The sequence below is a fragment of the Vibrio sp. SG41-7 genome (assembly GCF_014164465.1).
Lineage (GTDB): Bacteria > Pseudomonadota > Gammaproteobacteria > Enterobacterales > Vibrionaceae > Vibrio > Vibrio splendidus.
Genome location: NZ_JACJFF010000030.1, coordinates 1 through 22,327, shown reverse-complemented (window position 1 = coordinate 22,327; position 22,327 = coordinate 1). Strand labels below are relative to the sequence as shown.

Annotated in this window: 19 protein-coding genes; 10 read left to right on the top strand and 9 right to left on the bottom strand. The window is 44.6% G+C overall.

Features of this window, described 5'->3' with window-relative positions:
* The first annotated feature begins 64 nt into the window (after positions 1-64).
* Positions 65-946, top strand: a complete 882-nt coding sequence (locus H5300_RS10550) for a LysR family transcriptional regulator (RefSeq protein ID WP_182795950.1) — start codon at positions 65-67, stop codon at positions 944-946.
* A 111-nt stretch (positions 947-1,057) separates the two neighbouring features.
* Here the strand turns inward: H5300_RS10550 and H5300_RS10545 are convergent, their stop codons facing one another.
* The 6 genes from H5300_RS10545 to bla form a co-directional block, all read right to left on the bottom strand.
* Positions 1,058-1,606 (bottom strand): RNA-binding S4 domain-containing protein, encoded by a 549-nt coding sequence (locus H5300_RS10545; protein WP_182795949.1) that lies wholly within the window; start codon positions 1,604-1,606, stop codon positions 1,058-1,060.
* Between the two features lie 117 nt (positions 1,607-1,723).
* Positions 1,724-3,376, bottom strand: coding sequence for a microcin C ABC transporter ATP-binding protein YejF (gene yejF, locus H5300_RS10540; RefSeq protein ID WP_182795948.1), 1,653 nt, complete (start codon positions 3,374-3,376; stop codon positions 1,724-1,726).
* A 9-nt stretch (positions 3,377-3,385) separates the two neighbouring features.
* A complete protein-coding gene (locus H5300_RS10535; RefSeq protein ID WP_182795947.1) occupies positions 3,386-4,408 on the bottom strand; it encodes an ABC transporter permease in 1,023 nt (340 codons plus the stop codon).
* Positions 4,409-4,439: 31 nt separating this feature from the next.
* Positions 4,440-5,528 carry a microcin C ABC transporter permease YejB gene (locus H5300_RS10530; protein ID WP_004730359.1) on the bottom strand — a complete coding sequence of 363 codons (1,089 nt, stop codon included), beginning with the start codon at positions 5,526-5,528 and terminating at the stop codon, positions 4,440-4,442.
* Positions 5,529-5,540: 12 nt separating this feature from the next.
* On the bottom strand, positions 5,541-7,436 hold the full coding sequence (locus H5300_RS10525) for an extracellular solute-binding protein (RefSeq protein ID WP_108180866.1): 1,896 nt from the start codon (positions 7,434-7,436) through the stop codon (positions 5,541-5,543).
* Between the two features lie 257 nt (positions 7,437-7,693).
* Positions 7,694-8,557: a class A beta-lactamase gene (bla, locus tag H5300_RS10520; protein ID WP_102462839.1), complete on the bottom strand. Its 864-nt coding sequence runs from the start codon at positions 8,555-8,557 to the stop codon at positions 7,694-7,696.
* 191 nt (positions 8,558-8,748) lie between these two features.
* Between bla and H5300_RS10515 the strand changes: the two genes are divergently transcribed.
* Complete coding sequence (locus tag H5300_RS10515) at positions 8,749-9,792, top strand: endonuclease/exonuclease/phosphatase family protein (RefSeq protein ID WP_182795946.1); 1,044 nt, start codon at positions 8,749-8,751, stop codon at positions 9,790-9,792.
* A 182-nt stretch (positions 9,793-9,974) separates the two neighbouring features.
* Here H5300_RS10515 and H5300_RS10510 read toward each other — a convergent pair whose 3' ends face one another.
* Positions 9,975-10,595: a porin family protein gene (locus tag H5300_RS10510; RefSeq protein WP_182795945.1), complete on the bottom strand. Its 621-nt coding sequence runs from the start codon at positions 10,593-10,595 to the stop codon at positions 9,975-9,977.
* A 389-nt stretch (positions 10,596-10,984) separates the two neighbouring features.
* On the opposite strand from H5300_RS10510, the gene H5300_RS10505 reads away from it, so the two are divergent.
* The 8 genes from H5300_RS10505 to H5300_RS10470 all read left to right on the top strand — a co-directional run bounded on the left by H5300_RS10505 (position 10,985) and on the right by H5300_RS10470 (position 20,607).
* Positions 10,985-11,386 (top strand): winged helix-turn-helix domain-containing protein, encoded by a 402-nt coding sequence (locus H5300_RS10505; protein WP_017081200.1) that lies wholly within the window; start codon positions 10,985-10,987, stop codon positions 11,384-11,386.
* 233 nt (positions 11,387-11,619) lie between these two features.
* Positions 11,620-12,039 carry a D-ribose pyranase gene (rbsD, locus tag H5300_RS10500; RefSeq protein WP_029405037.1) on the top strand — a complete coding sequence of 140 codons (420 nt, stop codon included), beginning with the start codon at positions 11,620-11,622 and terminating at the stop codon, positions 12,037-12,039.
* Between the two features lie 89 nt (positions 12,040-12,128).
* On the top strand, positions 12,129-13,634 hold the full coding sequence (gene rbsA / locus H5300_RS10495; RefSeq protein ID WP_182795944.1) for a ribose ABC transporter ATP-binding protein RbsA: 1,506 nt from the start codon (positions 12,129-12,131) through the stop codon (positions 13,632-13,634).
* Complete coding sequence (gene rbsC, locus H5300_RS10490; protein ID WP_004730344.1) at positions 13,631-14,617, top strand: ribose ABC transporter permease; 987 nt, start codon at positions 13,631-13,633, stop codon at positions 14,615-14,617. The genes rbsA and rbsC overlap by 4 nt, the downstream gene beginning before the upstream one ends.
* 127 nt (positions 14,618-14,744) lie before the next feature.
* Complete coding sequence (rbsB, locus tag H5300_RS10485; protein ID WP_009844904.1) at positions 14,745-15,623, top strand: ribose ABC transporter substrate-binding protein RbsB; 879 nt, start codon at positions 14,745-14,747, stop codon at positions 15,621-15,623.
* 200 nt (positions 15,624-15,823) lie between these two features.
* Positions 15,824-16,768: a ribokinase gene (gene rbsK, locus H5300_RS10480; protein WP_102456392.1), complete on the top strand. Its 945-nt coding sequence runs from the start codon at positions 15,824-15,826 to the stop codon at positions 16,766-16,768.
* 153 nt (positions 16,769-16,921) lie between these two features.
* Positions 16,922-17,923 (top strand): substrate-binding domain-containing protein, encoded by a 1,002-nt coding sequence (locus H5300_RS10475; protein ID WP_182795943.1) that lies wholly within the window; start codon positions 16,922-16,924, stop codon positions 17,921-17,923.
* Positions 17,924-18,147: 224 nt separating this feature from the next.
* Positions 18,148-20,607 carry a CHASE3 domain-containing protein gene (locus H5300_RS10470; protein ID WP_182795942.1) on the top strand — a complete coding sequence of 820 codons (2,460 nt, stop codon included), beginning with the start codon at positions 18,148-18,150 and terminating at the stop codon, positions 20,605-20,607.
* Positions 20,608-20,699: 92 nt separating this feature from the next.
* On the opposite strand, the gene H5300_RS10465 is transcribed toward H5300_RS10470, so the two are convergent.
* Both H5300_RS10465 and H5300_RS10460 read right to left on the bottom strand, forming a co-directional pair.
* Positions 20,700-21,491: a carbon-nitrogen hydrolase family protein gene (locus tag H5300_RS10465; protein WP_182795941.1), complete on the bottom strand. Its 792-nt coding sequence runs from the start codon at positions 21,489-21,491 to the stop codon at positions 20,700-20,702.
* A gap of 170 nt (positions 21,492-21,661) precedes the next feature.
* Complete coding sequence (locus tag H5300_RS10460) at positions 21,662-22,084, bottom strand: lysozyme inhibitor LprI family protein (RefSeq protein WP_182795940.1); 423 nt, start codon at positions 22,082-22,084, stop codon at positions 21,662-21,664.
* Between the last annotated feature and the right edge of the window lie 243 nt (positions 22,085-22,327).

The window sequence follows — 22,327 nt, the reverse complement described above, 5'->3', positions numbered from 1 at the left end:
TAGTATAAAAAATCAATTCAATTCCATATAATGAAACATATTCTCAATTCAATGAGCATTTGGAATGGAATTTAATCTACTGAAGGCATTTTGTCAGTTAGCTAAATCGGGCAATTATCGCTTGGCGTCAGAGCAGCTCTACATCACCCAATCAGCACTCACCAAAAAGATTCAACGACTTGAGTCCAACATTGGGGCGTCTCTGTTTTCTCGTGGCAGGAATGGCGCAGAGCTGACGCACGCAGGAAAAACATTACTGGCAGAAGCCCAACGTTTGGTTCATTCTATGCAGGCGTTTGAACAACTGTCAGGCTCTGTGGTGAACGGAACTCAGGGGCATTTGAACATTGGGTTTGGTGTTTCCACTTATCATGAAGCGCCCAAGTTGATTGCGGCTTATAAACAGCAATATCCAGACGTTCACATCACCTTAAATGACACACCTTCTAAGCAGCAGACGGATGAGTTGTTGAGCCATGATCTCGATATCAGCTTCAATCGGATACCAGAATCATCGGATTTAGAAAGCCTAACACTGTTCAATGATTCGCTTGTGATTGCGATACACAAAGATCTTCTCAAGCAAGCGCCAAGCAAAAATCTCGTCGTCTCTGAGTTATCGAAATGGCCTTATCTAAAGCTTGCCCAACATCGCGGCCCCGGACTAGACAGACAGATTCAGCAATATTGTCTTTCCAATAAAATCGACTTATCAAAGACAAAAGAAGCCGACGACATTCTTACCCTGCTGGCGTTAGTTTCGGCCAATATCGGTTTCACTATTGTGCCAAACAGCGCGCAGTACATTAGTAACACCGATGTGGAATTCATTGCATTACAAGGTGAACACGCCACTTGGCCAGTCGGGTTGATATGGAATGGAGAGAGTGAAAACCCACTTAGGGATAAGTTTGTAGAGTTTGTGGCTCATCAAAAACAAAATTAGGTCAGGACCTAATTTACACCTACAAAAAAGGCTCACTAAATAGTGAGCCTTTTGATATCTGTTTAACGTAAAACCTGGGTCTAACGGTGCTTACGTTTCAAAGTAATAACTTTAGAAGAATTCAATCGAGTTACGGCCGCTTTTGTCGTCACGTGTTGGCTTTGGCGTATCCGCTTTCTTTTTCGGTTTGTTTTCTTTCTTCTTCTCTTTTTTCTCTTTCTTTGGTTCAGCCGTTGCGCTTAGCATTTTTGCTTTGCTTTTCTTAGATTCTTTCTTCTTAGAATCCTTTTTAGACTGACCTTTCTTCGCCTTGTTATCTTTTTTAGGCGCTTCTTTCTTTTTCGGCTTTTCTGACTCTTCTTGTACTGGCTGATCACACACCACTACATAGTATTCTTGGTTGAATTCAAAGAAGTCGCCATCGTACATTTTACGACGCTTGCGCGTTTCCAGCTCACCATTTACCGCTACGTAGCCTTCAGAGATGATGTGCTTAGCTTCACCGCCACCACTCACTAGGTTAGCAATTTTAAACACTTTGTAGAGCTCGATTGGCTGTGATGAAACATCAATACCAATTGCTTCAATTTCAATCTCTTCGCCTTCTTCGCCCAGCTCTTGGCCTTCGTAATCAGCGTCTTCGTAATGTTCTTGGTCCATGGTGACCTCTACCTAAATATGTACTTCTGGAATATTGGGCGCAGTGTAATCTTAAAACAACAAAATGACCATGTTGAATTGATCAGGTCATTATTTGTTTTAGTGCTGACACCTTCGTTATAACGTCCCACCAACATTGGAAAGACTCACAAGTTGCTTGGTGTATTCATGCTGCGGATTACCAAACAAAGTCTCAGTGTCACCCTTCTCTATTACCTCGCCTGCTTTCATCACAATGGTGTAATGACACAAGGATTTCACGACACTCAGATCATGGCTGATAAACAAATAGGTCAGGCCATACTTTTCTTGAAGTGACTTCAACAAATCCAGTACTTGAGCTTGGACGGTTCTGTCTAATGACGATGTCGGTTCGTCTAGCAAGATAAACTCTGGCTTTAAAATCAAAGCACGAGCAATCGCAATACGCTGCCTTTGTCCGCCAGAAAATTCATTTGGGTAACGGTGACGAGTTTCTGGGTCTAAGTCGACCTCTTTCATTACATCACAGATGCGTTGATCGAGTTCAGTGTCGTCTAATTGTTGATGCACTAACAAACCCTCACCAATCACCTGAGCCACTGACATTCTTGGGTTCAACGCTGAGAATGGGTCTTGAAAGACCACTTGCATACGGCTTCGAAACGGTAACATCTGTTGGCGGTTTAAGCCTTGGATTTGTTCATCTGCGTAAGTTATTGAACCTTCACTCTCCACCAACTTCAATATCGCCATACCGGTTGTTGATTTACCAGAACCGCTCTCTCCAACTAGGCCTATTGAGTGCCCCTTCTTCAAGCTGAACTCCATGTCGGTTACAGCTTTAACATGCGAAATAGTCCGCTTGAACAAACCGCCTGTAATCGGGAACCAAACACGCAGCTGGTCAACATTGAGCAAAGGTTTACTTTCCGGAGATACAGGAACAGGCAAACCTTTTGGATCGGAATTAATAAGTTTTTGAGTATAAGGATGAGATGGTGCATTAAAGAGTGTTTTACAGTCATTGCTTTCAACTAAGCGGCCATCTTTCATTACCGCCACTCTGTCGGCAATTTTACGAACGATACTCAAATCATGGGTGATGAAAAGCATCGCCATACCCAGCTCTTGTTGCAGCTCCTTAAGCAGGTCGAGGATCTGCGCTTGTACCGACACATCCAATGCGGTTGTCGGCTCATCAGCGATAAGTAGCTCTGGTTCGTTGATCAGTGCCATCGCAATCATCACACGCTGACGCTCTCCACCAGATAACTCATGCGGGTACGCTGATATCTTCTGCTCTGGGTAACGAATACCCACCTTTGAAAGCCACTCTATCGCCAAGGCTTGCGCTTTGTTGGTTCGCATACCACGGTGAATCGCGAGGGTTTCAACCAGCTGTTTTCCGACTCGATGAAGTGGGTTCAACGACACCATAGGCTCTTGGAAGATCATACCAATGCGGCCACCACGAATCCCTCGCAATTGCCTTTCAGAACAACTCAGAATGTCGGTACCAGAGAAATTGATCTTACCATTCAAGTAGTGTGACGAGCCTTTAGGCAGTAGTTTCAGTACTGAATTAGCCGTAACCGATTTGCCTGAACCACTCTCGCCCACCAGCGCTAATGTCTCACCTTTGTATATTTCTAAAGAGACATCTTGCGTCACTTGTTCTATCGAGTCTTTACGCCCAAACCCTACCGACAATTTATCAATGGTCAGAACTGGAGATTCATTAGCAGCCTCTGCTGTTAACCCTGAAGTAGGAACTGTATTTGAAGTCATAACCTATCCTTACTTCTGTTGATGTGGGTCGAAAGCATCACGCACCGCTTCACCAACGAAGACAAGTAACGTCAACATCAGAGAAAGTACGACGAAAGCAGAAATACCAAGCCAGGGCGCTTGCAAGTTAGCTTTACCTTGCGCCAACAGCTCACCCAATGAAGGTGAACCCGCAGGCAAACCAAAGCCTAAGAAATCTAACGACGTTAATGTGGTGACCGAGCCTGAAAGGATAAACGGCATCATGGTTAACGACGCCACCATCGCGTTGGGTAACATGTGACGAAGCATAATGCGTTTGTCATCAACACCCATGGCTTGCGCGGCTCTTACATAATCAAAGTTTCGACAGCGTAGGAATTCAGCTCGAACAATCCCCACCAAACTCATCCAACTGAAGAGCACCATTATTCCGAGCAGCCACCAGAAGTTCGGCTCAATAAAACTCGATAGAATGATCAGCAAGAACAGGGTCGGCATACCAGACCAAACTTCAATGAAGCGCTGCCCAAACAAGTCGACCCAACCACCGTAGTAACCTTGTGTCGCCCCGACTACGACGCCGACCACGCTCGATACAATCGTCAGAATAAAACCAAATAGAACGGAAATACGGAACCCATAAATGATGCGAGCTAGCACATCGCGCCCTTTATCATCGGTTCCTAGCCAGTTCACTGAATCTGGCTCCGATGGCACCGCGCCTGAAATATCGAAGTTTATCGTATCGTAGCTAAAAGGAATGATTGGCCACACGATGTAACCGTTGTCTTCAATGAGTTCGATAACATACGGATCTTTGTAGTCGGCTTCGGTTTCAAACTCGCCGCCAAACTCTGTCTCGGCGTGCTCATTGATAACAGGTACAAACCACTGATTATCATAAGAAACCAAGAGTGGTTTATCGTTGGCAATGATCTCAGCGAACAGGCTCAAGCCAAACAAGATGGTAAATATCCAAAGGGAGATAAAACCACGCTTATTTGCTTTAAAACGTAACCAACGAGCTTCAGCTAAAGGGTTGTTAAACATTTATTATCAATACCTTTTTATTCATTCGCCATTAACGCGCTTCAAAATCAATTCGAGGATCAACCCAGGTATACGTCAGGTCGGAGATAATGCTCAGCACCAAGCCGAGCAAGGTCATGATATAGAGAGAGCTGAACACCACGGGATAATCTCGCTGAATGGTCGACTCAAAGCCAAGCAGACCGATGCCTTCGAGTGAAAACATCACTTCGATCAACATAGAACCCGTGAAGAAAATACTAATAAACGCGCTTGGGAAACCCGCAATAATAATCAACATGGCATTACGAAAAACGTGCTTGTAGAGAATACTGCTCTCGTCCAAACCTTTTGCTCGCGCGGTCACCACATATTGCTTATTGATCTCATCAAGGAAGGAGTTTTTGGTCAGCATGCTCAGTGTGGCAAAGCCGCCGATGACCATCGCAAAAATAGGCAAAGCTAAGTGCCAGAAATAGTCGCCAATTTGCTGATACCAATTGAGTTGGTCGAAGTTACTCGACACTAGCCCACGTAATGGGAACCAACTGAAGTAGTTACCACTCGCGAATAAAATAATCAGAATGATCGCAAACAAGAAGCCCGGCACCGCATAACCGACAATCACCACCGCACTCGACCAAATATCAAAACGAGAGCCGTGATGTATCGCCTTCATGATGCCCAAGGGTATCGAAATCACATAGATGATTAACGTACTCCACAACCCTAAAGAAATGGAGACGGGCAGCCGCTCGATGATGAGATCAATAACGTTACCACCCTTAAACAGGCTTTCACCAAAGTTAAAGGTCGCATAATTTTTCAACATATCGAAGTAACGAACGTGAATCGGTTTATCAAAACCAAACTGCTTTTTGATCTCTTCAACCACTTCAGGGTCAAGCCCGCGAGAGCCTTTATAGCCACTGGCAGACGCTTGGTCACTTTCGCTTAAATCAACTTCTTGTCCACCACCAGAAAAGCGCTCCATGATGCCAGAGTTGTGCCCTTCTAGTTGAGCAACGGCTTGCTCTACCGGGCCTCCAGGAGCAATCTGGATGATGAAAAAGTTGATGGTGATGATCGCCCACAGCGTGGGGATCACCAACAGTAAACGCCGAAATATATACGCGGCCATGCTAACTAACTCCTAGCGACGTTTTTCAGGAAGCAAAGCCGCCTTCTCTTCTGAAATCCACCATGTATCGATACCTAAATCGTATTTAGGTAATACATCTGGACGCTCAAACTTGTCCCACATTGCAACGCGATATTCACCAACGTGCCATTGAGGGATATTGTAGAAGTTCCACTGCAATACACGGTCTAGCGAACGACCTAACGTAAGCAGCTTTTCAGGATGCTGTTGGTTACGCGCAATTTCTTCTGTTAACGCGTCAACCACCGGATCCATTACACCTGCAGTATTGTAAGTAGAATCAATGTAGTTAGAGTTCCAAACGATCATTAAGTTCGGGCTAGGATAAGGGTTTGCAGAAAATGACGAAGACACCATATCGAAATCGCGGTCACGTAAGCGCTTGATGTACTGGGTGGTATCGATGGTACGGATCTTCATCTCGATACCCATGCGCTTCAAGTTCTTTTGAACAGGTGTTGCGATACGTTCTGTGGTTGGGCTGTAAATCAGCAACTCAAACGACATCGGCTTGCCGGTCTTCTCGTTGGTCATCACTTTGTCTTTCAGCACCCAACCCGCTTCTTTCAGCAATTTGAAAGCTGTGCGCATTTGGCTACGAATACGGCCACTGCCATCGGTGACTGATGGCTGGAATTCTTCAGTAAACACTCGCGGTGGAATTTGGTCTTTGTATTGAGACAACAACTCAACTTCAGCTTCGCTTGGTAAGCCTTTCGCTTCATAGTCAGTGTTTTGGAAGTAACTACGAGTCCGTTTGTACTGACCATAAAACATGTTCTTGTTCATCCACTCAAAGTCCATCGCGTACGTTAACGCTTCACGAACTTTAGGATCAGAGAACACAGGAGATTGAATATTGAAGACAAAACCTTGAGTCGTTTCAGGCTTCTCATGGTTGATCTCTTCTTTAATGATGTAGCCTTTATCGAAGTTTGCGCCCGTGTATGAATTGGCCCAGAACTTAGCCGAGTTCTCGGTTCGAAGATCGAACTCCCCTGCTTTAAAGGCTTCCAGCATTACGGTGTCATCGCGATAGTAATCGTATTGCACTTGCTTGAAGTTATTACGGCCAACGTTGACTGGTAGGTCTGCTGCCCAGTAGTTTTCATCTAGGCCGTAGGTCACACTTTGCCCAGATTTATAGCTAATGATCTTATAGGGACCACTACCGACTGGTGGCTCGCTTAGAGGCTCAGACAGTTTTCTGTCTTTCCAGAAATGTTCCGGCAATACACGAGTGCTTTGCGCAAAGCTAAACAGTTTTTCGCGGTTTGGACTGTTCATTTCAATACGAACAACCAAATCAGAGACCGCTTTTACTGACTTAATCTCTTTGTAATACACACGATACTGAGGCACACCTTCTTTTGAAAACTTGTCAAAAGTGAAGGCAACATCGTGCGCGGTAATAGGCTCGCCATCTTGGAATTTAGCATTTGGGTTGATGTCGATTTCCATCCAAGTGAAATCACTGGCGTAGCGAACCTTTGAAGCAATCAATGGATAGTACGCATCAATCTCGTCGCTCGGAGAAAACATCAAGGTATCGTAAATCTCTCCGGTATAACTTGCAGCAACGCCGCGAGAACCGAATCGATTAAAGCTATCGTAGGTACCTATACTGCCATAGGTCACTTTGCCCTGCTTTGGCGCATCAGGATTAACGTAATCAAAGTGAGTGAAGTCGGCTGGATATTTTGCTTCACCAAAACCAACCAATTGTGTGGTTTCAATAACGGTGACAGCAGGAGTGGATTGGGTATCAGAAGCGTAAGTAACGGAGGGTTGTAAAGCAATAAGCGGCAGCATAACTGCACAGGACTTTAAATTAGACCTGAAAAACTGAGTGCGCTGCGAGGCTTTGCGTCGAAAAACTGTTCCCATTTGACTCTCCCTTCAAATGTCATGAATTCGATATTCAAGTTAATTAATCGGCTTTGAATGCATGCCGTTAAATCAAGTATAGGTTCAAATCTAACATCATGTAATAACTAATAAAACCATCAGCACTCCATCTCTGACGGTTTATTTACAAATTACTCGGTTCAGTCTAAAGAATAAAACACGCTAGCACCGAAGCTGGACCAGTGACTAGCGCGAAGTATAGTGAAGTGGGTATTAACTATTGAACGTGGTATTAACTACTGTACGCGATACGCATCAAAGATGAGTTGACCAATTTCATTTATCACAGTGTCACGCTCTTGAATGGTTAACTCGGTTTCTGTAAGAGAGATACTGATTATTAACGGAGCGCGAGTTTCACTCCACACGATAGCCGTGATAGCACGTGAGCCATAAGCGCCCGCTCCAGACCTATCGGCAATATTCCAACCATCCGGCAGAATCGAACGGATCATCCCATCGGAGACTTTATTATCCATCATCCAAGTCTTTAGCTGAGCTTTAGATTCTTCTGATAGCACGTTGCCATACACCAATTCGTTTAACGTTTTTACCATAGTGTTTGGTGTCGTGGTGTCACGCTCATCGCCCGGACGAGCATGATTCAAATCGGGTTCGATATGGTCAAGACGCGTTTCGCGGTCTCCGATTGAACGCAAAAACTCTGTTAACCCGTTAGGCCCATCAATACCAGCTAACACTATATTAGCGGCCGTGTTGTCGCTCATTTCCATGGTTGCAGCACATGCACCTGTGAGTGAGATTTCTTTACCGACAAACGCTTTAGTCATCGGAGACCAAGCAATAAGCTCATCAGATTTAACCCCAACCTTAGATTCTAAATATAACCCTTCATTTTCATGGTCATAAAGAAGATTCGCGCACGCTAAAGTTTTAAAGGTGCTCATCATTGGAAAACGTTCATCGCCCTTATAACTCCATGTTTGCTCAGTCGCGGAATCATAAACTGCGACACCAATGCGCGCTGATACACGAGACTCGATTTGCTCAATAGACTCAGGATCCAAAGAATGACTCAATGACGATGTAGAGAAGAAAGCGCTCAACAGCACAAGAGCGAGAGAGGTATATTTTTTCATTGTGAAACCATAAAAAGCGATCGATTGATCGTAGATAAAATTAAACTCGACACCTAAAGAGCATCGAGCAGAGAAAATCCAAGCAGAAAGCGACAACCTTCGCTAGATCAAATGAAAATAACTGACTAAACCCAAACAATATCTCAGTATTTTAGATATCCTTAAAGAAGTGATTTCAATAGGATTCAACCTTGAATAAACCAAACCACATAACATTCGCAACGTTCAACCTTCTGAACTATCTCGAGCCACCGAATGCTTATTATGATTTTGAGAACATCTACAGCTTCGAAGAATGGCAGAAGAAGCAACATTGGATGGCTGAAGCGATTCGTTCATTAGATTGCGATGTGATTGGCTTCCAAGAGATATTTAGTCCGCAGTCTTTAGAGCAATTGATGAATGAACTTGGCTACCCTTACTTTGCAGTAGTCGATAGCGCACACGTTGAAGATGATTACCTATATACCTCACCTGTCGTTGGTATCGCTTCCCGTTACCCGATTGAAAACGTGCAGCCTGTTACGCCAGATTCGAAGTTACTGAAAGCGTTCAACCTTAGTGACAACTTCTCATTCAACCGAACACCTGTTCACGCGACGATTACGTTACCCCATTTAGGTTCAACCGACTGTTATGTTGTGCATTTCAAATCACAGCGTCCGACGGAGCCAAGAACTGAATCTGTCGATTCGGATAACGCTCAGCAAGGCGCAAAGCCACAAAGTGACACGCTCACTCGCTTCCACCAAGAACAACTTGGCTCTTGGTTATCGAGTGTTCAACGTGGCCTTGAAGCTCAGATGCTGCATCAATACATCACCAATCATCGCTACCAAACCAATCAGCCAGTCGTGTTGATGGGTGACTTTAATAAACCATTATTCCACGATGAGTTTAAAGGGCTATTAAGTTATTCAATCAACCGAGACGAAAACAGCAAGCATTGGCTTTCCCACTTCCGCTTAAAAGACAGCTGGGATATTTATCATCAATTGCATGAACAAGACTTGCTTGAACAGCGTAAACCAACCCATTACTACGGCGCTTCAGGATCTGTACTGGACTACATTTTGATGTCGAACGAATTCGATTGTCAGAACTCTTCAAGTTTGATGGAATTGTCTGATTACACAGTGGTCGATCATCACCTCATCAATCCTAGTTTTGAACACGATCAATTCAGTACTGACCATGCCATCGTTGCTGTCACCGCTCATATTCGTGAAGCTTAACTGCCCGATTCAGGTTCGCTTTAAAACAGGCGTCTTACCTAATCCGAACCTGTAAAAACGCAAGCTGTAACAGACAGAAAAAAAACCGCAGTCAAAAACTGCGGCCTTCCACTTTAGCCAAACGGGTTGAGCCAACCGACGCCCCATTTAGAACCGATTTACCGTTTAGCAAGGTGTGAAACTTAGAATGTGTACATTGCGCCTAAGTAAAAAGAGTCCAGAACAACGGTTTCTTCTGTCTTGTGTCCGTTGTCGTCATCTTCGATGTCAAAAGCATCGGCTTCGTACGCTAGACGAAAGCTCAAAGAAGATATTGTAGGTGGTGTATATTCAACACCAACACCCATACGGATGCCGTCTCCCGTATCATCAAAACCACTTTCTGAAGGGCGAGAGCCGTCTGCAAGCTTCATGTCTAGATCAATAGTCGATAAACCGATAGTACCAAACGGACGAACGCCATTATCAAACGTGTAACCAAGATTAGCCGTTACTGAAAAGATTTGAGGTGTCCAAGTGAAACCATCATTGCGACCTGGTGATTTAGCAACAACATCACCAAAGTCCGTGTATTGCGCTTCAATCGCAACGATGCGATTAAATTTGTAACCTGCAATCAAACGATATGTGTTGTCTTCTGCTTCAAAGCTAACGGGTACATTTACAGAATCAAACATGCCACCGTCATCCACACCAGACGTACCGATTGCACCACCTAGGTAGAAACCGCTGTCCGCTGCCATTACGTTGTTTGCTGAAAATACTGACATCATTGCGATGCTTAGAAGAAATTTTTTGTTCATTACGGCTTGACCTTACTTAATGCAAATCAAGATTGTTACGCCTTCCTATGCTGCACAATCTTGTTAGAGTTATCCGACACCCCGTCGAATTGGCAAGCAGGTTAAGCTCACAGAAAACAAAAAAATAAATAAATATATAATCACTTTGTAATCTCATACAACACAATCAGTTATAGCTAAATAACCATTTGAATAATCGACAAATAAAATCCATCTATTTCTTAAAAAAACCTCCCATCAATTTTCAAACCATCCCATTTTTAGATTTTATTCGTACAGACTTACGCATGCTTACTTTCAACAGTGACGTTATTTTGCATAATCCGCGCGCTTTATCTGCTATCCCAACCCACTCCTCCACAATGAAGAATGAGAAAGATCGAAAAACAATGAATAACGAAATCCACTTTGGCGACCTAACTCTTAATGTAGATACTCGAAACATCACTAACAAACAGGGGAACAAGATCTATTTACGTCACCACTTGTTTTCCGTGCTTTGTCTACTGTCGAAAAGCGCCGGACAACCCATCCCTAGAAAAGACATCGTGAACGCATGTTGGGGAAACGAAACGGTGCCGACACAAGCACTAACCAATGTCATTTATTGCTTAAGGAATGTTTTTGTTCGCTTGAGAGCATCTAACATCAAAATTGTTACGATTCCTCGATATGGCTATACGTTGTTCGTCATACCCAATACCAATGAAGCTGGATATGTTGCAATAGAAACACCCCTTAAAACCTCCCCTATAGAATCTGTTCAAAATGTTCCGGTGAATAAACTTTAGCTCCCTTTGCCTTAAGTTAACGTTACGTTGCCTTACCTTCTTAATTGCCGATGAAAGTGATTGCGATCACCAAAAAACGCCCCATCGAAACGTTTCGATGATCGTTATCACACTCTAAAACAATCAAACGTGCAAATGATAAATCACACACTATTATCACTATCGAAACGTTTCGATGGCTTTTCTTGAGTTGTTCTCAACCCATTAAACGTTATTTTTCGATAGGTCGTGATATGAAAAAAAGTACCCTAATAAACTCTGAGCTCTCTTACCTAGTGGCGACTCTTGGCCATACAGATGAAATCACGATTTGTGATGCAGGGTTGCCGATTCCGGATCATGTGACTCGCATAGACCTTGCTTTGACTCACGGTGTTCCAAGTTTTCAGCAGACAGTAAAAACCATGCTGGATGAATCTCAAATTGAAGGCGTTGTAATCGCAGAAGAGTTTGCGAAAGTAAGCCCAGACCATCACGCTGCGCTGATTGATTTGATCAAGACAGAAGAAGCGCGTTGCGGCAAACCGCTTTCGATTACTTACATCACTCATGAAGAATTCAAAGAGCGTACGCATGAAAGCCGCGCGGTGATTCGCACTGGTGAATGCACACCATACGCAAATGTTATTTTCCAAGCTGGCGTAACGTTTTAGCTCATGCGAAACGCAACGACAGTCCAGCGTCATTGCTGAAAAAAGATAGACACAACCAAATACAACTGGCCCCGAGTAAAGGAACCGACATGACTCAAGCCATTTTAGAACTTAGCTCAATTGAGAAAGCCTTCCCTGGTGTGAAAGCACTGGATAAGGCAAGCCTCAACGTTTACCCAGGACGCGTAATGGCGTTAATGGGTGAAAACGGTGCAGGTAAATCCACGCTTATGAAAGTGCTTACGGGTATCTATCATTTGGACAGCGGCACTATCGCTTACCAAGGAAAACCGGCTGCATTTAAAGGACCGCGTGACTCTCAACAAGCAGGCATTAGTATCATTCACCAAGAACTGAACCTAATTCCTGAGTTAACCATCGCCGAGAACATCTTCTTAGGGCGTGAAATCACGGGCACCATGGGTCGCATCTTGTGGAACGAGATGTACCAAGAAGCCGACAAGCTACTTAAACGCCTTAACGTGAAACACAGCTCGAAAACACCTTTAGGCCAGTTGAGCCTTGGTGAGCAACAAATGGTAGAGATCGCAAAAGCCCTATCGTTTGAATCTAAGGTCATCATTATGGATGAACCAACTGATGCGCTTACCGATACCGAAACCGAGTCTCTATTTAAGGTGATTAACGAGCTGCGTTCTGAAGGCTGCGGCATTGTTTACATCTCTCACCGCTTGAAAGAGATCTTTGAGGTTTGCGATGACATCACCGTGCTTCGTGACGGTAAGTTCATTGGTCAGTGTGAAGTTAAAGACACCGACGAAGATGGCCTAATCGAAATGATGGTTGGCCGTAAGCTAGACGAACAATACCCACGTATCGGGCAGAGCCACGGTGAAACCTGTCTTGAAGTGATTGGCCTGACGGGTTCTGGTGTTCATGACGTGAGCTTTACTATAAAGCGCGGCGAAATCCTGGGTGTATCTGGCCTTATGGGTGCAGGCCGAACTGAACTGATGAAAGTGATTTACGGTGCCCTTCCAAGTGAGCGCGGCGTCATCAACCTAGAAAACAAAACCATTAACCCTGTAAGCCCGAAAGATGGCTTGGCCAATGGCATTGCTTACATCTCTGAAGACCGTAAAGGCGATGGCCTTGTGCTAGGACTTTCAGTGAAAGAAAACATGTCGTTATGTGCACTGGATCTGCTGACTAAGAAAGGTCAAATCCAACATAAAGATGAAGTGATTGCAGTCGATGACTTCATCAAGCTTTTCAACATCAAAACCCCGACTCGCGAACAAATAATTGGCAACCTATCTGGTGGTAACCAACAGAAAGTGGCTATCGCTAAAGGCTTGATGACCAAACCAAAAGTACTGATTCTCGATGAACCCACTCGTGGTGTCGATGTCGGTGCGAAGAAAGAGATTTACCAACTCATTAATAAATTTAAAGCCGACGGCATGAGCATCATTTTGGTCTCGTCTGAAATGCCAGAAGTGTTAGGAATGAGTGACCGCATCATGGTGATGCATGAAGGCCGTGTAAGCGGTGAATTTGATGCTAAAGAAGCAAACCAAGAATTATTACTGGCGTGTGCGGTCGGTAAAAAGATCAACGAGGACGCAGCATGAGTACTAAAACCATGAGCAAAACAACTGAAGCTCCAAAGAAAAAACCGTTAATCAGCAAAGAGTGGCTGATTGATCAAAAGTCATTGATTGCTTTGATCTTCCTGATTGTTGTCGTTTCATTCTTAAACCCAAACTTTTTCACCGTCGATAACATCCTCAATATCCTACGCCAAACTTCGATTAACGCCATTATCGCAGTAGGTATGACACTGGTTATCTTAACCGCGGGTATCGACTTGAGTGTCGGCTCTGTACTGGCACTTTGTGGTGCTTTCGCAGCCAGCATGATTGGCATGGAAATCCCAGTGATGATCGCAGTGCCAACCGCTCTAGTAGCAGGCGCAGCATTGGGTGCGATCAGTGGCGTGATTATCGCCAAGGGTAAGGTTCAAGCCTTCATTGCAACGCTTGTAACAATGACTCTATTGCGCGGCGTAACCATGGTTTACACAGATGGTCGTCCTATCTCGACTGGCTTTACTGACACAGCAGACGCGTTCGCTTGGTTCGGTACAGGCTACGCAATGGGCATCCCAGTTCCAGTATGGATCATGGCCGTGGTATTCGCTGCAGTATGGTACCTACTTAACCACACACGTTTTGGTCGCTACGTTTACGCACTGGGTGGCAACGAATCAGCAACTCGCCTGTCTGGCATCGACGTAGACAAAGTAAAAATCGGCGTTTACGCAATCTGTGGTCTGTTAGCAGCGGTTGCAGGCATCATCGTGGCATCTCGTTTGTCATCAGCTCAGCCTACCGCAGGTATGGGTTATGAGCTAGACGCCATCGCCGCAGTAGTATTGGGTGGAACAAGCTTAGCCGGCGGTCGTGGCCGCATCATGGGCACATTGATTGGTGCTCTGATTATCGGCTTCCTAAACAACGCCCTAAACCTATTAGACGTATCTTCTTACTACCAGATGATTGCAAAAGCAGTGGTTATTCTTCTGGCGGTATTGGTCGACAACAAAAACAAATAAAACCTATTCACACTCTAGGTTAATACAAGTAACACCCTGTTTTACCTTTAAATATTAGAATCTATAAATAATGTAACTACGAGCTAGGACTCACCTCCTAGCTCACCCTACACAAAGGACTTACACCATGAAAAAATTAGCGACTCTTATTTCTGCTGCTCTTCTTTCTACAACGGTATCTGTGTCTGCACAGGCGCAAGATACAATGGCAATCGTTCTGTCTACATTGAACAACCCATTCTTCGTAACCATGAAAGATGGCGCAGAAGCGAAAGCTGAAGAGCTAGGCTACAAGCTTATCGTTCTTGATTCTCAAAACGACCCAAGCAAAGAGCTTTCGAACATTGAAGATCTAACCATTCGTGGTGTTAAGGCAATCCTGATTAACCCTACAGATTCAGATGCTGTGTCTAACGCTATTCGCATTGCTAACCGTTCAAACATCCCTGTACTAACGCTAGACCGTGGCGCAAGTCGTGGTGACGTAGTGAGCCACATCGCTTCTGATAACGTAATCGGCGGCGAAATGGCAGGTCACTTCATCATGGAAAAAGTAGGCGAGAAAGCAAAAGTAATCCAACTTGAAGGTATTGCTGGTACTTCTGCTGCTCGTGAACGTGGTGAAGGCTTCATGAACGCAGTAAACGGCAGCGACCTAGAGCTTCTAGCAAGCCAACCTGCTGATTTCGACCGTACTAAAGGCCTGAACGTAATGGAAAACTTGCTTGCTGCTAACCCAGACGTACAAGCAGTATTCGCTCAAAACGATGAAATGGCACTAGGTGCACTTCGCGCTGTTCAAGCTTCAGGTAAAGACGTAATGATCGTTGGCTTTGATGGCACTGAAGACGGCATCGCTGCTGTTAACCGTGGCCTACTTGGCGCAACGGTTGCACAACAACCTGACCTAATCGGTTCTTTAGGTGTTGAAATGGCAGACAAAGTACTGAAAGGCGAGACAGTAGACGAGTACGTACCAGTACCTCTAAAAATCATCGCTAAGTAATAGTGACTAGATAACGCGATATAAAGCAGGGGTCCCCTATCCCCTGCTTTGCTTAACTCATTAGCTCATTGGCTCAAGACAAAAAGTAAAACTCCGACAGTGCATCGCTGTTTCTCATAAGCCGTCTAACAAGGCGAGCAATTTACGTAATGAGAAAGACCCATGCATTTTCAAATACGATATATCATAAGGCTCGTATCATGACTCAACTGATTGTTTTAGGTAGCGTTAACGCTGACCACGTACTGCAAGTTCCTTCGTTCCCTCGTCCGGGTGAAACCTTGATTGGCGGTAACTATCAGGTCATCCCTGGCGGCAAAGGCGCAAACCAAGCGGTCGCTGCAGCAAGATTAAACGCAGACATTGGCTTTATCGCCTGTGTTGGTGACGACCCATTTGGGATCAATATTCGTCAAGACTTCGCCAAAGATGGCATCAACATCGACGGTGTGATCGTTGCAGAAAACACACCGACGGGCATCGCGATGATCCAAGTATCAGCAACGGGCGAAAACAGCATTTGTCTCTCTGCGGAAGCCAACAACAAGCTGACTTGCGACCAAATCGAACCGCATCTAGAGAAGATTCGCGGTGCTAAGTACCTGCTGACTCAGCTTGAAACGCCAATTGAAGGCATTGAATACGCAGCAAAAGTAGCAAAAGAGAGCGGCACGCAAGTGATTCTTAACCCGGCTCCTGCTCGTCCATTATCGGATTCACTGCTTGCTTGTGTTGATGTGATCACACCCAACGAAACCGAAGCAGAAGTGCTGACGGGCATTACCGTGACGGACAACGCATCTGCTCATCAGGCAGCTTTGGCTCTGCATGCTAAAGGCATCGAAACGGTAATGATCACGCTAGGCGCGAAAGGCGTTTGGGTGAGTCATCGTGGTCAAGGTAATGAAGCTAGCGAAGGTGAATTAATCGCAGGCTTCCGCGTTGAAGCTACGGACACAACCGCTGCTGGTGATACTTTCAATGGCGCATTAGTCACAGGCTTGCTTGAAGACATGCCATTAGAACGCGCGATTAAGTTTGCTCACGCTGCCGCTGCCATTTCAGTGACTCGCTTTGGCGCTCAAACGTCGATTCCAAGCCGTGCTGAAACCGATGCGTTTTTGGCAGAGCAACTGTCTGCTTAGCTTGATACCTATTTGAAGGTTTAACTCTTGAGCTAAACCGTAGTTAACGGATGTAAGCCTTCAAATTCGGTAACAACAAATATCAAGCATAAGCCCCTGTTTTCAGGCAGAATATCGCCCAACGTGGAAAAGTGATTCCCACAAGGATTTTATATGGCAACAATGAAAGACATCGCTCGGGTTGCAAAGGTTTCAACGTCTACCGTGAGCCATGTGATGAACAAGTCACGTTTTGTCAGCGAAGAGATTGCTGAGCGTGTAAACAGTGCGGCCAAAGAACTCAACTACGCGCCGTCTGCATTAGCTCGCAGCTTAAAAATGAAGCAAACCAAAACCTTGGGCATGCTGGTTACCACCTCTACCAACCCATTCTTTGGTGAAGTAGTGAAAGGTGTTGAACGTCGTTGTTATGAGAAAGGCTACAACCTTATCTTGTGTAATACAGAAGGCGATAGCGAACGCATGAAATCCTCGATCGACACCTTGCTGCAAAAGCGTGTTGATGGCTTGATGCTGATGTGTTCAACGCTTGAAGGTCAACATATCGATGTGTTCGAGCGCTACCCAGAGTTACCTGTCGTGGTAATGGACTGGGGGCCAATGCTGTTCGCAAGTGATAAAATCCAAGACAACTCGCATCAAGGTGGCTACATGGCAACCAAACACCTGATCGATAATGGTCACTCGGATATTGGCTGTATTACTGGCCCACTGCATCGCAACCAAGCCTCTTCTCGTTATCAAGGCTATAAACAAGCAATGGAAGAAGCGAATTTAGAGATCAACCCTAAGTGGATTGTTGAATCAAACTTCGAATGCGATGGTGGCTTTGATTCTTACCAAACATTGAAAGCTCGTGGTCAAATGCCTTCGGCCTTGTTCGTTAGTAACGACATGATGGCGATGGGTGTGATTCATGCGGCAGCTCAAGATGGCATATTGATTCCAAATGACCTGTCTATCATTGGCTACGATGACATCCACTTATCTAAGTACATGACACCCGCTTTAAGCACAATCCACCAGCCAAAGCACCGTTTAGGCAAAGCGGCGGTCGATACCCTGCTAAGCCGACTACAAACGCCAGACGCCTACCCGCAAGTCGTTGAACTAGAACCGACTCTTGTAGAGCGAAGCAGCGTAAAAGCGATTTAGGGCTCAACCTGCCCATGATACAGTTGAAAGCTAGCTTATTCGGGCTAGCTTTTTTGTCTTTGGCACATAATTACGACTCTTACTTGCTCCATAAATACCCTTTATATGCAGGACTTACACCCCCAACGTATGCATTTGCGCGCTTAGCAACTATTTACGCACTTAGCTACTGATTATCATCTACACTAACAATGAAATGACATCGACATGGAGAGCGCTGTTTTATGATCGCGGGTTGGTTTGACAACATATCCCTACAGAAGAAGCTATTGGTTAGCTTTTTTATTCCTATCGCTTTGATGCTTATCGTTGCTTTTTCTGTTCATGACAACACCCGAAATATTGTGAAAGACAATAATTGGGTCGTTCATACACACAAAGCCATCGCTCGGGCTCAAGAACTTCTCAGCTTAACAGTAGACATGGAAACGGCTCAGCGTGGCTATCTGATCTCCGGTGACCTCGTTTTTTTAGAACCCTACTACTTGGCACTTGATGTATGGCCTCAAAAAATTCAAACCCTTGCGACTCAAGTGAGTGACAACCCACCTCAAGTAGAACGCCTTAATCGAATTGATGCTATCCACAACACATGGCTAGAAAAATCAGGAGAGAAAGAGATCATGCAGCGCAACCTCGTGAACAGAGGTGAAGCTGAAATGCAAAGTGTTGTCTATCTCACTCAGCAGCAAACCGGAAAAAAACTGATTGATGAGGTCCGTCAAGAGATTGCTCAATTTATTGAAATTGAACAACAACTTATCAGTGTCAGAGTCGCCAAGTCCGAAAGCTCAGCCAATCAAACCAGTTATGTACTCATTCTGGGAACACTGTTTTCGGTGTTTATCTCACTCCTTGTCGCTACGTGGTCGTCCAAGCGAATTAAACGAAGATTACACACTCTACTTCAAGCAGCGAACCAAGTTGCCGCTGGCCATTTGAAACAAGGCGCTGCGACTCTCGAACTTGGTTCAAAGAACGACAGCCAAGACGAAGTGGCTCTCCTCACACAAAGCTTTCAAAAAATGACAACAAACCTCGTAAAAAATGACAGCGAAATGCGAGAGAAAAATCAGGAGTTAGTCGAAGAAAGAACCAAAGCAGAAGCGGCTGTAAAGGCTAAGAGCGAGTTTCTGTCGACCATGAGCCACGAGATTCGAACGCCAATGAATGGAGTACTTGGTATCTCCCAGATCATTGCCAGCCAAACCCAAGAGCCGGAAACAAAAGAGAACATCGATCTCATTCTCGATTCTGGCCATCATTTAATGACGATACTCAACGACATATTAGATTTCTCGAAAGTGGAAGAAAATAAACTTGAGTTAGACTTTGCACCCTTTAATTTTGTCCAAGTAATACAACCTGTACGTAGCGCGCTTAAACCCTTGGCCGATGAAAAAGGCATTCGCCTGTTAATCGAAAATAATATACCAACAAGCATCCAGCTGATCGGAGACTGTGCAAGATTACGTCAGATCATGTTCAACTTGGGCGGTAATGCGACCAAATTTACTAAAGAAGGTCACGTATCCATTCAAGCGGATCTCAACAGACCAAACAACCAACTTATTCTCACGGTAACAGACACGGGTATTGGCATTCCAAAGGACAAACACGAGCAAATCTTTAATTCGTTTGAACAAGCTGACACTTCAACCACAAGAAAGTTTGGCGGGACGGGGCTTGGACTCGCGATCGTTAAGAATCTAGTCAGTCTAATGAATGGTGAAATAACACTGACGAGCGCTGTTGGGCTTGGCACAAAATTCCAAGTCTCTCTACCTATCGCTTGGCAAGAAGGAAAAACAGGGGATATCGTCACACCAGTAATCAATACAGAAAACCTGACTTGTGATTCATTGCGTATTTTATTGGTGGAAGACAATCGTATTAATGCGATCGTGGCACAAGGCTTCTGTGAAAAGCTCGGCCATCATGTTGATCTTTCGGAGAATGGCAAATTGGCAATTGAACGCCTCAAAACCAATCAATACGATCTGATCTTGATGGACAATCACATGCCGGAAATGAACGGGATCGAGACCACTCAGTACATCCGCGAGAAACTAAAACTCGACACCTTGATATTCGCCTACACGGCCGATGTTTTCCGTGAAGCTCATGACAACTTCATTCAAGCCGGTGTCGACCATATTCTGACTAAACCTCTGCAACAAGAGAGCTTTTTCGACGCCCTGCAACAATTTTCGAATCGATTACCTAAGCAAATAAAAACCGAAAGCTCGAGTGACATCAAAAACATCGTCGAACTTCATCGCAAGCCAATTGAAACACTGAGATTAACAGAAGAAGAGATAAGTCAGTCAGAAGTGATACGCATACTTAAAGACGACACGGAAGGATTTAGCTTACTTATCGATTCAACCATTATTGAGTTCGAACAGTCTGTTGATCGAGTCATCGAATACTATTTATCGAAGGAGTTAGAGCCACTATGTCGCACCCTGCACTCCATTAAAGGTATGTCGTTAAACTTAGGTCTCAACATGCTTTCTAAGCAGGCATTAGAGCTAGAAGTGCAAGCAAAAGACCAGCAACTGCCTGATATTGAACTGCTGCAAAAGCTGCTCAATCGACTTACGGTCAACATACATCAAGCTCAGCGGATGAAAGCGGTTAATTCGATTGAGCGCCAGACTCAAATGAATGATAAAACTTAAAAAATCCACTCTCAAACCAAAGCGCAAGGTTTAATCACTTTGCGCTTTTCGATCTTATGTCGCTCTAGTCTTTGTTCTAACGATTTAACGGTCTAACGGTTTAACAGGGCGGTTATTTGCTGGACCTCATCTTCGACATCAATACCATTATATTGCGGCGCAATCGAGAGATCTTGAATACTCACAGTTTCTACAGATTGCTTGTCGTTGAGCTGAAGCATTAAATCTCCCTTTGGTGAATAGGTTCTACTGCTACCACAATAAGTCGCGGTAAACGCATCAACCACATCCTGCCCAACGCGATTACACGTCACGACATGACACCCCTCTTCTAAAGCTCTCGCTTGAGCAATAGCAAAGCTGTGGTGACCGCCAAAGTTGGCCGGGTGCAGAATAACGTCGACCGACTGATACGCCCTCATGATCTCCGGGAACCAAATATCAAAGCAAATCGCAACACCAAACTTTAAGCCCTTGAGCTCAAATGTAAGGAGCTCACACCCACGTGAAAAATACTGTTTGTCGAATTTGGTTTGACTGACTTTTCTGTATTTATGAAGTAAACCTGAACCATCAACCACCACGACGCTATTGTAATATTGGCCGCTATCTTTCTCTGCAATACCAGCAACAATCAAGGTGTGATGCTTCGCTGCAAGCTGAGTTAACGAATCAATAGTACTGCTGTCGTTGAAGTCTTCAGCCAGTTCATGAATTTCTTCAGCATCGTTAAAAATATACCCAGTAGTGAACAATTCAGGTAACAGAGTGACATCCCCGACTGTCGATTCCGCTTCCAAAAGATCAGAGACCGACTCAATGTTCTTTTGTTTGTTTTTATATTCAACTTCAAGCTGAACAAGGGTGACGCTGACATTATTCAAAATCGAATCCTTGCTAGGTAATACTTCAAACTGTAACGCTTCAAGCTTTAATACTTCAAACTAGAGACTAAGAACTAAGAACGACAGAGTAAGAAAATCCCCTATCGCTTTCTTATTAGCACGCCAAAGGTTGAAGCAGGAGCACAGTCCTGTACGCATTTCAAATCTGCCTACGGCGCTAATTTAGGCTCTGGCAAAACTGGTGGAGTGCTGTCCATGTAGGTTAAGAAATTTGCCCACACTTCATGCGTACGCTGCTTGGTTAACGTTGTCTTGCAGGAAAGCGCCATAAGGCCTCGTATTGAACCATCACGCCATTGGGTGTACACAGAGCTACAATGAGCCGACATGTACGCCTGCCAGCTCTCCTGAGCCTTCTTAATTGACGCCACCAGCTCAGCATCATAATCGTTGTGCTCAAAGCTCGCTTCAAGATATTGTTCAAGTTCCACTTGTGCAGTTTCCAACTCAATTGCAGCACAGTGATTGATCTCTATGGTATTCATCGCATTCTCGCAATCGACTGTCTTTTCAACAGCGAGCACAGAGCACGAGAAGTAAGCCAAACCGAACAGTGTTATCACTCTTTTCATAAAAATCCTTGATTCTGTCATCAATAAATTTGCGACATGTTTCGATTAACTGAAACACAGGTTATTGAGTCAATTTCCTTCAATATCCCAATCGTATATAACTCTAATCTTTATAGGGTTATATACCCGTGATCAATGAAGGTGCTTGATTTTCGATAAAATCAGGATCATGCTAAGACCCATGAAAATTACACTGACTCCTCAACAAAAGCTGCAACTCGAGCAGATGCACGATTCTACTCG

What these genes read in the sequence shown, in the direction of transcription:
- H5300_RS10550 (WP_182795950.1), top strand. Translation starts at nt 65, where the DNA reads ATGGAATTTAATCTACTGAAGGCATTTTGTCAGTTAGCTAAATCGGGC.
- H5300_RS10545 (WP_182795949.1), bottom strand. Translation starts at nt 1,606, where the DNA reads ATGGACCAAGAACATTACGAAGACGCTGATTACGAAGGCCAAGAGCTG.
- yejF (WP_182795948.1), bottom strand. Translation starts at nt 3,376, where the DNA reads ATGACTTCAAATACAGTTCCTACTTCAGGGTTAACAGCAGAGGCTGCT.
- H5300_RS10535 (WP_182795947.1), bottom strand. Translation starts at nt 4,408, where the DNA reads ATGTTTAACAACCCTTTAGCTGAAGCTCGTTGGTTACGTTTTAAAGCA.
- H5300_RS10530 (WP_004730359.1), bottom strand. Translation starts at nt 5,528, where the DNA reads ATGGCCGCGTATATATTTCGGCGTTTACTGTTGGTGATCCCCACGCTG.
- H5300_RS10525 (WP_108180866.1), bottom strand. Translation starts at nt 7,436, where the DNA reads ATGGGAACAGTTTTTCGACGCAAAGCCTCGCAGCGCACTCAGTTTTTC.
- bla (WP_102462839.1), bottom strand. Translation starts at nt 8,557, where the DNA reads ATGAAAAAATATACCTCTCTCGCTCTTGTGCTGTTGAGCGCTTTCTTC.
- H5300_RS10510 (WP_182795945.1), bottom strand. Translation starts at nt 10,595, where the DNA reads ATGAACAAAAAATTTCTTCTAAGCATCGCAATGATGTCAGTATTTTCA.
- H5300_RS10505 (WP_017081200.1), top strand. Translation starts at nt 10,985, where the DNA reads ATGAATAACGAAATCCACTTTGGCGACCTAACTCTTAATGTAGATACT.
- rbsD (WP_029405037.1), top strand. Translation starts at nt 11,620, where the DNA reads ATGAAAAAAAGTACCCTAATAAACTCTGAGCTCTCTTACCTAGTGGCG.
- rbsA (WP_182795944.1), top strand. Translation starts at nt 12,129, where the DNA reads ATGACTCAAGCCATTTTAGAACTTAGCTCAATTGAGAAAGCCTTCCCT.
- rbsC (WP_004730344.1), top strand. Translation starts at nt 13,631, where the DNA reads ATGAGTACTAAAACCATGAGCAAAACAACTGAAGCTCCAAAGAAAAAA.
- rbsB (WP_009844904.1), top strand. Translation starts at nt 14,745, where the DNA reads ATGAAAAAATTAGCGACTCTTATTTCTGCTGCTCTTCTTTCTACAACG.
- rbsK (WP_102456392.1), top strand. Translation starts at nt 15,824, where the DNA reads ATGACTCAACTGATTGTTTTAGGTAGCGTTAACGCTGACCACGTACTG.
- H5300_RS10475 (WP_182795943.1), top strand. Translation starts at nt 16,922, where the DNA reads ATGGCAACAATGAAAGACATCGCTCGGGTTGCAAAGGTTTCAACGTCT.
- H5300_RS10470 (WP_182795942.1), top strand. Translation starts at nt 18,148, where the DNA reads ATGATCGCGGGTTGGTTTGACAACATATCCCTACAGAAGAAGCTATTG.
- H5300_RS10460 (WP_182795940.1), bottom strand. Translation starts at nt 22,084, where the DNA reads ATGAAAAGAGTGATAACACTGTTCGGTTTGGCTTACTTCTCGTGCTCT.